At 55.3% G+C, this 13,556-nt stretch carries 8 protein-coding genes; all 8 read left to right on the forward strand.

All coding sequences use genetic code 11. The features are described 5' to 3' along the window. Nucleotides 1-4: 4 nt before the first annotated feature. The gene (locus tag B7E11_RS14225; protein ID WP_139787201.1) at nt 5-2,293 is read left to right on the forward strand and encodes a helix-turn-helix domain-containing protein; all 2,289 of its coding nucleotides are present in this window, start codon (nt 5-7) and stop codon (nt 2,291-2,293) included. A 470-nt stretch (nt 2,294-2,763) separates the two neighbouring features. After that, the gene (locus B7E11_RS14235; protein WP_080835719.1) at nt 2,764-3,813 is read left to right on the forward strand and encodes an NAD(P)-dependent alcohol dehydrogenase; all 1,050 of its coding nucleotides are present in this window, start codon (nt 2,764-2,766) and stop codon (nt 3,811-3,813) included. Between the two features lie 328 nt (nt 3,814-4,141). Continuing rightward, entirely contained in the window at nt 4,142-4,879 is a 738-nt protein-coding gene (locus B7E11_RS14240) for a GntR family transcriptional regulator (protein WP_080835722.1), read from the forward strand. Nucleotides 4,880-5,116: 237 nt separating this feature from the next. Beyond that, nucleotides 5,117-6,757, forward strand: coding sequence for an extracellular solute-binding protein (locus B7E11_RS14245; RefSeq protein WP_080835726.1), 1,641 nt, complete (start codon nt 5,117-5,119; stop codon nt 6,755-6,757). A 99-nt stretch (nt 6,758-6,856) separates the two neighbouring features. Further along, complete coding sequence (locus B7E11_RS14250) at nt 6,857-7,789, forward strand: ABC transporter permease (protein ID WP_080835729.1); 933 nt, start codon at nt 6,857-6,859, stop codon at nt 7,787-7,789. A gap of 15 nt (nt 7,790-7,804) precedes the next feature. Further along, entirely contained in the window at nt 7,805-8,704 is a 900-nt protein-coding gene (locus B7E11_RS14255; protein WP_080835732.1) for a carbohydrate ABC transporter permease, read from the forward strand. Nucleotides 8,705-8,772: 68 nt separating this feature from the next. Next, nucleotides 8,773-10,704, forward strand: coding sequence for a CehA/McbA family metallohydrolase (locus tag B7E11_RS14260; protein WP_176220756.1), 1,932 nt, complete (start codon nt 8,773-8,775; stop codon nt 10,702-10,704). Between the two features lie 22 nt (nt 10,705-10,726). Then, nucleotides 10,727-13,516 (forward strand): phosphodiester glycosidase family protein, encoded by a 2,790-nt coding sequence (locus tag B7E11_RS14265; protein WP_080835751.1) that lies wholly within the window; start codon nt 10,727-10,729, stop codon nt 13,514-13,516. The last annotated feature ends 40 nt before the right edge of the window (nt 13,517-13,556 follow it).

A 13,556-nucleotide genomic window follows, 5' to 3' on the forward strand; every position in this document is an offset into this window, starting at 1 on the left:
CTTCGTGAGATCACTGATGAAGTCATGGTTTGAGGAAATCGGCCATTGGCTGAAACATTCCAACCGATTCTATCACTATCTTTTTTCTTACATTTTGATTGTCGTCGTGCTTCTGTTCATCATTAGCTCCGTCGTGTACGGATCTTTCATTTCCGTCATTCAGAAGGAAGCCGAACGTTCAACGACAATCCAATTGCAACAAATTAATGAGCTGGTGGATACCCGGGTCAGGGAAATGGATCTTACCGCACTGCAAATCACGCTGAATCCGACACTGACGCCATTCATGATCTCCCAGGATGGGTACGGGATGTACTCTGCCGTCGGGGAATTGCAAAAATATCGGTCGTCGAACGGATTTATTCAGGATGTGGCGATCTATTATGAAGGAAGCGATCCGCAACTCCTGTATGCTTCCAGCGGAACGTACGAATTGCAGAATTATGTAACATCGGCCGACATTTCATCATTGAACCAGGGAATGAGCAAACATTTGGATGACCGGGGAAGATTGTTTTATGTCCATCCGCTGCCTGAGAAGTACGGCGTCATCCTCTTTATGATCAAAGAACAGGAGCTTCGGGAGATGATTCGGAGCTCTCTCAACGAATACAATGGGTTTATTTTTATTCTTGACAAAAAAGGTATGCCGGTCGTGAATGTTTCCAACCTTGGCTCCGAAGTGAAAACCGCCGAGGTCTTCGAAGCCGTGAAGCAAGTTAACCAGGAAGCTGCGATTGACACGGTCTCTGTTGAGGGGAAGCCGTACTCCGTTATGCCTATTGCATCGGAGATTACGGGGTGGTCTTACATTGCCGTATTGGATCAAGAACAATTGCTAGGCAAGGTGAACGAAACCAGAACCTTGTTCAATTTCACGGTAGCGGCTGTTTTGCTGATCGGCTTGGTCATGGCCGTCGTGTTTTCGATTCGGAATTACCGGCCAATCCGCAGGCTGGCGAGCATAGTGAATGAAGGGAGAATTTTGGAGACAACGTCGAAACGGGACGAGCTGAAGGTCATATCGGAAGCGTTCGGCGAGATTGCCAAGGAGAATGAGAGCTTATCCGTGAAACTGAAGAGCCAATCCGGTTTATTGAAAGAGCGGTATATACTAGCTTTGTTGGACGGTAAGTTGGATGGTCATAGGATTCCGGACACATTAGGCTTTGCGACGCTGCGGTTCGACAAACCTCATTATGCGGTGCTGTTGTTGCTGATCGACGATTTCGAAGCGTTCACCCGGCATCATCCATCATCGATGCAGGACATCATCAAATACAGCCTGGTAAAAATGTTGGAGGATTTGGCGGACGAAGTGGGTCGCGGGTATGGTGTAGAGTTTTTGCAGAGGCGTGGAGTAGCGATTGTGCTGAATATGGAGGCGGGGCACGAAGAGCCGCTGAAACCTCTAATCGGCTTGGCCGAGAAAGCCGCAAGCCTATCCCGTCAATATTACAACCTCACGGTGACCGTCGGCGTGGGAGGAGTTCACGACGATATCGGGATGATCCATAAATCCTTCGCTCAGGCCGATTATGCTTTGCGGCACAAGCTCGTTAAGGGTGCCGGAAAGGTGATTGCTTATCACGAGATCAAGCAATCGAAGGAAAATACAATCTGGTATCCGCTCGATATGGAGAAGCAGCTCGTTATCGCGATCAAACAAGGAAACAGCGAAGAGGTCGAGAGCTTGCTGCGTAATATGATGGGAAGCATTGCCGCGAAACCGCTCTCGATCGAGCAAGTCGAATATATTTGTTTCGATATGATCAATACGGTCATTAAAACTACCGTTGAGATGAATATTCCGCTTGACGACGCCGATCTGACGGTCGAGCAAATGTTTGCGTCCCGTTTCGAAACCTTCTCCGAACTGGAGCGCTTAATGATCGATTATTGTCAACAAATATGCAAGTATATCGAAAGCCAGAAGGAAAGCAAAAACCGCGACCTGCTGGAACAACTCCGGATCTATGTTCTGGAGCATTACACGGATCCGTCGATCGGTTTGGAATCGATAGCGGATGAATTCGGTTTTTCCGCGTCTTATTTGACAAGATACTTTAAAAACCAGACAGGACAATCCTTGAAACACTATATCGACCAAATTCGGATGGAGAAAGCGAAAGAGCTGCTTATTCATTCGGACATGACATTGGGGGATATCGTACTGAGGGTCGGTTATGTCGACTCTACGAATTTTATTCGAAAGTTCAAGAAGCTGGAGGGCATCACGCCTATTCAATACCGGACAATTGTTCAGACAGGTCCTCTCCCGATCTCGAAATGACAGTTGAACAACATCCATCATTTCTATCTGAAGTGGGTCAAATATCGATCCATTTTACCTACAAAATCCTCATCCCGAGTCACGGGTGAGGATTTTGTCCGAATTGAAGAAGATTGTTATCCAGAATTCCGATCCAACAAGATCCCCGTCTGTTCTGCGATAACGCGAGGCGGCAAACATGCCGTTTTTGAACCACCATTCCACTGTCCCCACGACCGCTGCGGCAAAAAACTGAAGTAAGAGGGTATTGCCGCTCGAAGGCCGCCGATGAAGATGCTGATTTCGAAAAGGCCTTCTGAGTTAATTGACATTTTCAATTATTGTGTTGAGATATCAACGTTTTGCGCTTCTTTGACCATTGATCTGCACTTCTTTATCCATAATAATAGACGCAAGTTGATTAAACGATGTATTTCGTTTATTCGCTTTGGTCGCAGACCGATAATGATAGATTTCAGGAGGGTATAGATATGATTAACGCGAATGCACGTGCTGTATTCCATCCGGAGGGACCGTTCAAACTGACCACGATCGAACGCAGGGACCTTCAGCCGCATGATGTTCTCATCGAAATTAAATACGCGGGGATATGCCACTCCGACATCCATACCGCCCGCGGCGAATGGGGACCGGTCCAATATCCTCTCGTCCCGGGGCACGAAATCGCCGGAATCGTCACCCGGATCGGCTCGGAAGTCACCAAGCATGCCGTTGGCGACCGCGTTGGGGTAGGCTGCATGGTGGACTCTTGCGGAGAATGCGTAAACTGCCACAAGGGAGAAGAGCAGTACTGCCTGAATGGAATGACCGGCACCTACGGGGCTATCGACCGGTACGGGCAGTACACGCAGGGAGGCTATTCCACCCACATCGTCGTAACCGAAGACTTCGTGGTTAAAATTCCCGACGGCTTGGAGCTTGACGTCGCCGCTCCGCTCCTGTGCGCCGGCATCACGACATATTCGCCGCTGCGCCACTGGGGAGCCGCCCCCGGGAAAAAAGTCGCTGTCGTGGGACTCGGCGGACTTGGGCACATGGCGGTGAAGCTGGCTCATGCCATGGGGGCAGAGGTTACGGTTTTATCGCAATCCTTGAAAAAGAAAGAAGACGGTTTGCGGCTTGGCGCGGACCATTATGATGCCACGAGCGATCCCGAAACGTTCAAGAAACTGGCCGGCAAGTTCGATCTCATCGTGAATACGGTGAGCGCGAAGGTCGACGTGAACGCCTACCTTTCGTTGCTGGCGCTGGACGGTACCATGGTCAACGTCGGCGCGCCGGCGGAACCGTTGTCCGTTCATGCCATGTCTCTTATCGGTCATCGCCGGTCGTATGCCGGCTCGATGATCGGCGGAATTCGCGAAACGCAGGAAATGCTTGATTTTTGCGCCGAGCACCATATTGCTCCCGAAATCGAAGTGATTTCCGCCAATCGGATCGATGAAGCCTGGGAACGCGTACTGGCTTCGGATGTCCGGTATCGGTTTGTGATCGACATCGCCACGATGGAGAATGAATAACGAGTCCTTCGGGCTTAGATAGGAGGGGCACGCCTACGCCTACACAGGTGTGCCCCTTTATGCAAATGGTTCAAGCTTAACAATAAGCGAGGCAAGACGAGCAGCGCATGCCCTATTCGGGCATGCGCTGCTATGATTTTATACGGGAAAACCCGCCGAAGAACGAATCGTAAAACGGGCGTTAAATATAGTTAACTTGTGTAAACTCTATTGACGATCTAGTTGATATATTATAATGTTATAACCAGTTACGGCGGATAAAAAGTCTTCTGCATACAGGTTAAACTTGATGGCCGTTCCAAAATGTCATGAGGCGGAGGAACCCGATTTGCTAGATGATAAGCTTCCGGTGACGCTGCAATACCAATTGAGGAGCGCGTTGCTGGAAAAGATCGAGCGGCGCGTCTGGTCTCCGGGCGCCCAAATTCCAAGCGAGCGCGAACTGTGCGAAGAATACGGCGTAAGCCGGATCACCGTGCGGGAAGTGCTGAAGGAGCTCGTCCAGAAAGGCTATCTCGTCCGCAAGCAGGGCAAGGGCACTTTCGTATCGGTTCCCCGTTTCGTCAATGAATTTACAAGCTCCTACAGCTTGTCCGAGGAGATCGAGAAGGAAGGGCTGACCTCGGATTTTAAAATTCTCAGCTTCAAGACCTGTTCGCCGTCGCCGGAGCTGCAAAAGCTGCTCGGACTCGCCCCGTCGGAGCCGGTATGGGAGCTCACTAGGCTTCGGCTGATCGGGAACGAACCGTTCGCGTGGGAGCGGGCGTACACGCCTTGGTCCGTCATGGAAGGAGCGGGGGAAGAGCAATTGGAGAAGGAAGGCCTATACCTGACGATCTTCCGCTGTTCCGGGTTGATGGCCGAGGAAGCCGAGGTGGAATCGGAGGCGGTCAACTGCCCGGCCGAGCTCGTTCCGCTGCTCCAATTGAAGAAAAACGCAGCCGTCATGCATCTTACCCGCGTGACGAAGGCGCAGCAGCGGAACATCGAATATTGCGAAAGCTATGTCCGCAGCGACAGGTACAAATACCGGTACCGGCAAATTTTGCGGAAAAAAAACAGGTAGCCATCCCGAGATAAAATCCGGCCGATCGACGGCCGTCGATCGGCCGGATTTTACATAAAAGACGACGATCCCGACGGGTTCGGGGGCAAGGGGGCATTTCTATCATTTAAAGCAAACACAGGACGAAAAACGAAGACATGGCCGACGAGGAAAACGTACAGTCATTATAATCCGAAAATTCAAAATAATCAAAAATAACTTTTCTGAAAAGAATCGATAGGCAGGGAGGAACGACCTTTGAAAAAGACATTTTCTTCTTTTCTCGCGACGGGATTGACGCTTGCTATCGTTCTCGCCGGCTGCAGCGGCGGCAACGCGGAGCCGTCATCGTCGGCGCCCGCCGGCTCGAACGCCGCTCCCGCGAGCGCGGAAGCGCTGAATCCGACAGGGTTTCCCATCGTGAACGAACCGCTGACGCTTACGGCCATGGTTCAGCTGAGCCCGGCACAACCGAGCGAATGGAACGAAATCCGGGTCTGGCAGGAATACGAGAAGATGACCGGCATTCATATCGAATGGGATGAATATTCGTCGGCGGACATCACGGAAAAACGTAACCTGGCGCTGGCGAGCGACGAGCTCCCGGATATGTTCTACCGGGTCAAGATGCCGGACAACGATATCGACAAGTACGGGGCCGAAGGCTCCTTCCTCAAGCTGAACGACCTGATCGATCAATATGCCCCGAACTTCAAAGCGATCCTCGACAAATACCCGGACGTCAAGAAAGGCATCGCTACGGCAGACGGCAGTATTTATGCCTTGCCGAACCTCACGGCTTCTCCAAGCATCGAAATTACGAAAAAACTGTTCCTGAATCAAAGCTGGCTGCGCGCGACCGGCAAGGCATCGCCGACGACCACAGACGAGCTGTACGAGGTTCTGAAGGCGTTCCGGGATCAGGATCCGAACGGCAACCGGCAAACGGACGAAATTCCGATGACCGCGGATTCCCTGGACGATCTTGTGCTCGTGCTTCGCGGAGCGTTCGGCCTAGGCAATCGAGGCGTCGGCAACGTCAACTGGGACGCGGACCCCGCTTCGGGCGAACTGCGGTTCATTCCGGCCAGCGACGGCTACAAGGAGCTGCTCGCTTATCTGAACAAGCTGTATGCGGAAAAACTGATCGACCCGGAAATTTTCACAAACGAAGGCACGAAGGTGCTGGCCAAAAACGAAGAAAATCGGGTAGGCAGCTTCTCGTTCAGCAATATCGTGGCCCGAGCCAATTCGAATGCCGACGATTACGCGGGTTTGGATACGGCGCTTGAGGGGCCGAAAGGCGACAAGCTGTTTACGAGCGCGCGGGGACCTATCGGCTCCAGAGGCGCGTTCCTGATCGGCAAAACGAACGAAAATCCGGAAGCTACGATGCGCTGGATCGACTATTTCTACAGCGAAGAAGGCATTCGCATGCTGTATCTCGGCATCGAGGGCGAATCCTACCGGAAGAACGCCGACGGCAGTTACGAGTTTCTGCCCGAAATCGTAAACAACATCCCGGAGGGGTCCTCCTTCGACCAGGTGGTATCGAAGTATGTGCCCTATGCGGGCGGCTCCCTGCCTACGCTGATTCTGGAAGAGTATTTCAAGGGAGGAGAAACGGAACCGGCGGCCAAGCAAGCCGCGGAAAATCTGCGTCCCTATTTGCCGGAGGAGCTGTGGGCGCCGTTCAGCTTCACCGAAGAGGAGGCTGCGGAAAAGCTGGCGCTGGAAGCGGACATTTACGGCTACGTTACCCAGCGCACCGCCGAGTTCGTGCAAGGCAAGGCTTCGCTCGATGAATTCGACGCGTACGTCGAGCAGCTGGAGAAGATGGGGCTTAGCCGGTTGACGGAAATTTACGAAGCCGCCTATACCCGCTACCGGGAAAGCTGAGCGGCAGGCAAGCGAAAGCGAATGAAGGGCAGCTCCGGACGGGTTCCGGAGCGCCCTCGTTCCCGCGGATAGCGAACCGTTCGCCGAAGGAGTGTTTACATGACAGCGAGTTCGGAGAGGCCGGCGGCGAGAACGCTGTTGCCGCGCTCCATTCGAAAAAATTGGGATTTGTACCTGCTCGTCCTGCCGGTTGTCGTTTACTTTCTGCTCCTGAAATATTTGCCGATGTACGGCATACAGATCGCGTTCAAGGATTTCTCCGCCGCCAAAGGAATATGGGGAAGCCCATGGGTCGGCTTTAAGCACTTCGAGCGTTTTTTCGACAATTATCAATTTTGGACGCTTATTCGGAATACGCTGGAAATCAGCATTTATCAGATACTGGTCGCCTTTCCCATGCCGATTCTCTTTGCGCTCCTGGTCAACGAAGTGCGGGGAAAATGGTTCAAGAAAAGCGTTCAGGCCGTCGCCTTTATGCCGCATTTTCTGTCGACGGTGGTGCTGGTCGGCATCGTGATGGCCTTTCTGTCGCCTTCGACGGGACTCGTCAATCAGGCGATCCGCCTGTTCGGCGGAGAACCGGTCTACTTCATGACGGAGCCGCAGCTGTTCAAATCCATTTATGTTTTCTCCGACGTGTGGCAGAACATGGGGTTCAGCTCCGTTCTCTATATCGCGGTTTTGGCCGGCATCGACAAGAGTTTGTACGAAGCGGCGATGATCGACGGCGCAAGCAAATTCAGGCGGCTTCTCCATATCGCCGTTCCATGCCTGATCCCGACGGCGATCGTTATGCTGATCTTCCAGTTCGGCTCTATCATGGACGTCGGCTTCGAGAAGATTTTCCTGATGCAGAACGATTTGAACCGCAGCTCGTCCAGCGTCATCTCTACGTATGTGTACGAGATCGGCCTGCTGGGTTCGCAATTCAGCTTTTCCGCCGCCGTGGGCCTGTTCAATTCCGTCATCAATTTCGGATTGATTGTCGCCGTCAACCGGATTGCAAGAAAAAGCGGCACCAGCCTGTGGTGATGGAGGAAGCGATACATGGAATTCAACCCTAAGACGAAGAGCCGGGGGGATCGCTTATTCGACGTTGTCGTCTATACGGTTCTCGCGATCGTCATGCTCGCAACGCTGTACCCGCTATTGTATATCGTCAGCGCTTCCTTCAGCGATCCCCTGGCGATCGTGAAAGGCCGATTGTGGCTGTGGCCGCAGGACGTGACGCTGGAATCTTACCGCAAGGTTTTCCGGAATCCCGATATTTGGATGGGCTATCGCAACTCCCTGATCTATCTGGTCGTCGGAACGGCGGTCAATATCGCGATGACGACGATGGGCGCCTATGCGCTGTCCCGGAAGGATCTGAAAGGCCGGCACGCGCTGGCGCTGATCTTTACTTTTACGCTGATTTTCAACGGCGGGCTGGTGCCTACTTATTTGACTTACAAAAACATGCTCGGACTGTACGACAACCTGTGGGTCATGGTCATTCCGAGCGCGGTCAGCGTGTGGAACCTGATCGTCATGCGAACGTATTTTCAAACCTCGATTCCCTATGAACTGCAGGAGGCGGCCTTTATCGACGGCTGCAGCAATGTCGGCACGCTGGTTCGGATCGTGCTGCCGCTGTCGATGCCGATCGTCGCCGTCATGACGATGTATTACGGCGTCGCGCACTGGAACTCGTATTTTCCGGCCCTGATCTATCTTCACGATCACTCGCGGCTGCCGCTGCAAATGATTATCCGGAATTTGTTGATTCAGGAGGATATGTCCAACATGGCCGGGGGCGACGGCGCGAGCCTGATGGATCAAATTTTGCAGGCCGAGGGAATGAAGTACGCGGTCATCGTCGTATCGAGTCTTCCGATGCTGATCATGTATCCGTTCGTGCAGAAGCATTTCGTCAAAGGCGTCATGGTGGGGGCCGTCAAGGGCTGACCGGGTCTGACGGCGCCGGCGAAGCTCCCGAGCTATTTACTCAATCTAATCGAATGGAGAGAAAGACGTTGGAACATCATCATCGTCAACCTACGGCGGATGCCGGGCTGCTGAGCGAAGGCAAGCGCGCGACGGCGGAAAATGCGGCGGACGGCACCGAAGCCGGGTTCGCGGTGGACGGGCGGGACGATACGCATTGGGCGGGCGCGCCGTACTACGTGTGGTGGCAGCTTGATCTGGAGCGGGTCTGCCGGGTGGAACGCCTCCGCATCGAGACGGAGGCGGGGACGGAGGGAGTCGCAACCTATTTTATCGAGCACAGCCGGGATTTGCTTAATTGGGACACCGTTGTCGAGAAAACGGAGCGCCGAAAGTCCGATGCCGGAGGGGAGCAATACGAGACGGACTTCGAAGCCCGCTATATCCGGGTAACGCTTACGTACTGCTCGACGGGGGAGACCGTGGGGATTCGCCATTTCCAGGCGTTCGGCCGGGCGCTGGCGGAACGGGAACCGGCAGCCGCCTCCCGGCGTTCGCCGCTGAAGTTCGCCGCTGTTTCGTACGATCGGGCGCAAGGCTTCGAATCCGCCGAGACGGACGAGATCGAAACGGGGCGGACGGACCGCGTCGTCCTGAGCGGCGAAGCCGGCAGCTACCTTCTGTACCGCGGCGTGGATTTTACCGAAGGGGGCGTCGATCAGCTGCGCGGAGAATTCGGGTTCGCCGATCTCGACAAGTCGAAGCGGGTTACGCTCGAAGTGAGAGCGGACGATTTGCGCGGCGAGAAGATCGGAGAGCTCGTGCTGTTCAAGCAGTGGAAGCGCTGGTCCGTTCTGGCCGGCAGCTTAAAGCATGAGAATCCGGCGCTGCTGAAAGGGGTTCACGACGTCTACCTGACGCTCGCTTCCGTCGATCCCGGACAAGCATTGATGATCCGCTGGCTGGCCTTCGTCCGCCGGACGCCGCTGCCCGCGCCCCGGCCGAAGCCTGCCGCTTTGCCCGCCCCCGAAAACGGCGAATATCGAATCTACTTCGGCAATCTGCACAGCCATACCGGGTTCTCCGACGGCATCGGCGTGCCGGAGCAAGCTTACGACTACGCCAGATACGAGGCAGGGCTCGATTTTCTGGCCATTACCGAGCATAGCAATCTGTATGATCACAATCTGGACTGGAACAGGAGCCGCAAGTGGGCGGATATTCAACGGACCGCGGAGGAGAAAACCGAGGACGGCGCGTTCCTGGCGCTGTTCGGCGCGGAGACGACCTGGTACAACCAGTTCGGGCATATGAACACGTACAACATGGAGTTTTTCCTCAACGCTTACGAGACCGAGCTCAACGAGATTCCGGCTTACTATGACATCGTGAAGCGGTACCCGGATTCGATCCAGCAGTGGAACCACCCCTGGTCGTGCGGCAATCGTCATCTGGACGGCTTCGAGCCGTACGATCCGGAACTGGACGAAGTGCTTCATCTGATCGAAATCAACACCATCGAATCCAAGGAACTGGGCGGACTCTACTATTACGTCCTGGCGCTGGATAAGGGCTGGCATGTGGCGCCGGTCGGCAGTCAGGACAATCATCGCGGCCAATGGGGGACGGAAAATACGCTTCGCACGGGCGTACTTGTCGAAAAGCTGACCCGCGAGCACTTCTTCGACGCGGTCCGGCATCGCCGGGTTTATTTTACGTCGGCGCTTCACTTGCACGTATGGTTCAAAGTGAACGGAGCCATTATGGGCTCGATCATTCCGCGTACGGGCGAACTGGAATTCGAGATCAAGGCGCTGTTCGGACCGGAGTCGGGCAGCCGGATCGTCAAGGCGGAAATTGTCGGCGAGCGGGGCGAAGTGCTCCATGCGATCGAACATGACGGCCGGCATTTGGAGTATAAGGTTAGCTTGACCTGCGAAAGCCGGTATTTTTTTGCGAAAATCTATCAGGAAGACGGGGAATTCGCGGCCACAGCGCCGGTATGGGTGAACAACGAATAACGATCGCCGAGGAGGAAAAGAAATGGATTCATTCCGGAAAGTCTCGCAATTCGCATTGTCTGTTTTCGTATTTTTATCCCTGATCCTGGCTTCCGCCGCGCCGAACTCCGCATCGGCGGAGAGCGTAATTCCGATCGGAAGCGCCGCGGAGCTCGAGCAAATTCGGAACCATCCTTCCGGTGATTTCCGATTGACGGCGGATATCGTGCTGACGGGTGAATTTACGCCGATTCCCTCGTTCACCGGAACGCTTGACGGAGACGGCCACGCGATTTACGGCCTGATGATCGCGGCAAGCGGAAGCCAGCCCAAGGCGGCTTTTATCGTCGACAATGGAGGGACGATCGAGCGGATCGGGTTCGTCGACGTCGACATTTCGGGACTGAGCGCCAATTCCACATACTGGGCGGGCGGCATCGTCGCGAGAAATACCGGAACGATCCGGGAAAGCTACGTCACGGGCACGATTGCCGGCGGATACCGCAGCGCCGGGATCGCGGTAACCAACTACGGCCAAATTCAGGATGTGTACGCGGAAGCGGCCGTCAGCGCCAAAGTCGAGAGCGGCGGTCTCGTTGCCGTATCGGAGAGCGGTTCCTCGATTCGTTCATCCTATGCGATTCCGGACGTCTATTCGGAACTGAACAATTCGGGCGGCATTTCCGCCTATGCCTACACGGGCGCGGTCATCGAAAATAACGCGGTGCTGGCGGGCACGATCGACAACGGCAGCGGCAGCAACATCGGCCGAATTGCGGGCCGCCTGAACACCGCGCCTTCCTTGATCAACAATATCGCCTCCGAGAACGCCCTCGTCCAGGGCGTCGGGGCGACAGGCGGAACGCTGAACAATCATCAGGGGCTTTCCGTGACCGATGCCGCGCTGAAGCTGGAGACGACGTACGAGAGCGATCTGGACTGGGATTTTGACGCGGTCTGGGAAATGAGCGCCGAGCTCGAACGTCCCGTCCTGCAGTTCGCGGACGAACCGGAGCCGGTCGAGCTCGCGACGGCGGCGGACCTGGAGCTGATTCGCGCCAACCCGTCGGGCCACTTCAGGCTGACGGCGGATATCGAGCTGACCGGGAACTTCGTTCCCCTTGACACGTTTAGCGGAACGCTGGACGGAGACGGGCATACGATCGACGGGCTGACCGTCGTTGCAGATGCCGGCCGTCCCAAAGTCGGCTTCATCATCGAAAACAGAGGGACGATCTCCCGCATCGGCTTTACGAATGTCGCCGTCGTCGGCAAAACGACGGATACGGGCTTTTGGGCGGGCGGCATCGCCGCCGAAAACCGGGGGACGATCCGGGAGAGCTTCGTAACCGGAATGATCGTCGGCAGCTACCGCAGCGGCGGCATCGCCGCTCATAACTACAGCGTCATCAAAAACGTGTTTTCCGACGCCGTCGTGAAGGCCAGAGGCGAGAGCGGCGGCCTGGTGGCGGTATCCGAAGGCGGATCCACGCTGTCGACCTCTTATGCGGTTCCGGATGTGTATTCCTTGCGCAACAATACGGGCGGACTGTCCGGCTACGCCTACACCGATGCGGTGATCCGGAACAATGCGCTGACGGCGGGCACGATCGCCAACGACGGCGGGAGCAGCATCGCCCGCATCGCGGGCAGGATCAACGGCAGTCCGACCTTCGAAGGCAACATCGCCTCGGCGAATGCTCTCGTGCAAGGGCAGACGGTCGCGGGCGGAACAAGCGGCAATAACCAGGGACAGAGCGTGACCGACGGCGAGCTTGGTCTCGCATCCACCTATCGGGATCGGCTTGGCTGGAACTTCGACGATATATGGGAGATGAACGCGGCGACCGGCCTTCCGTTCCTGCAAGCTTTCGAGGAGCTTCCGCAGGATGAAGCCAATTCGATCATTTACCGGGTGTTCCGGGACGAAACCGTGGAACTGTCCGCGGGCGTCGAACACCGGAAGATGGATTTCGTCGACGCGAACGGGCATATTCAAAAAGCCAACCTGATCGAAGCGGACATCACGCTGCCGCAGAACACGATTATCGTCGGCGTCAAGGACAACCAGATCCCGCCGACCGATGCGAAAGGCAACTATATCCGGACCGAAGACAGCGAGGGGCACGACACCATCAAGGCAACCGTCGATGTCCAGGCGGCCACCACCGTCATCCCGGGCAAAAAAGTCGTGGCGGGCGTGAACGGAGAGTTTTATACCGAGGAAGGCCCGGAGGGCTATATGATTAAAGACGGATCTTCAGTCATTAACGGGGTCCGCATTTCGGGCGTGGACGGCAAGCAGTATCCGTTCCACGGATTCTTCGGCATCCGCAAGGACGGAACCGCGATGATCGGCAATTACGATGCGGATTGGGAAGCGGTCAAAGACGACCTGGTCCAGGCTTCCGGAGGACAGTTCCAGATTGTGAAGAACGGCGTCGCCCAGGATTTCAATGGTCTGGTCATTTCGGATCCGAACGATCCGAATTATGACGAGCAAACATATTACCGGCATGCCGAACGTCATCCGCGGACGGCGGCCGGTATCCGCAGCGACGGCACGGTGCTGTTTGCGGTGGTCGACGGGCGCGGGGCCAACGATTCGACCGGCTTCTATATCGAGGAGCTGGGACTGTACATGAAGGAATTGGGAGCATACCAGGCCATCAACATGGACGGCGGGGGCTCCTCTACGGCCGTGGCGCTGAACGGCGAACTGGGCCGGTATGAGATCGAGAACACGCCGATCAACAAGGTGGACGGAGTCAATACGCCCGGAGTTCCGCGCGAAGTGTTCTCTTCGCTGCTCGTGCTGGTCGATCAACCTTAAGCTTCGGAGAAGCGCGTCAGCCGTGTCTTGCGTATTGCGG

It is taken from the genome of Cohnella massiliensis (assembly GCF_900169535.1).
Lineage (GTDB): Bacteria > Bacillota > Bacilli > Paenibacillales > Paenibacillaceae > Cohnella > Cohnella algarum.

Excerpts from the sequence above, each read along its gene's own strand:
- B7E11_RS14235 (WP_080835719.1), top strand. The coding sequence starts at position 2,764 with ATGATTAACGCGAATGCACGTGCTGTATTCCATCCGGAGGGACCGTTC.
- B7E11_RS14250 (WP_080835729.1), top strand. The coding sequence starts at position 6,857 with ATGACAGCGAGTTCGGAGAGGCCGGCGGCGAGAACGCTGTTGCCGCGC.
- B7E11_RS14265 (WP_080835751.1), top strand. The coding sequence starts at position 10,727 with ATGGATTCATTCCGGAAAGTCTCGCAATTCGCATTGTCTGTTTTCGTA.
- B7E11_RS14255 (WP_080835732.1), top strand. The coding sequence starts at position 7,805 with ATGGAATTCAACCCTAAGACGAAGAGCCGGGGGGATCGCTTATTCGAC.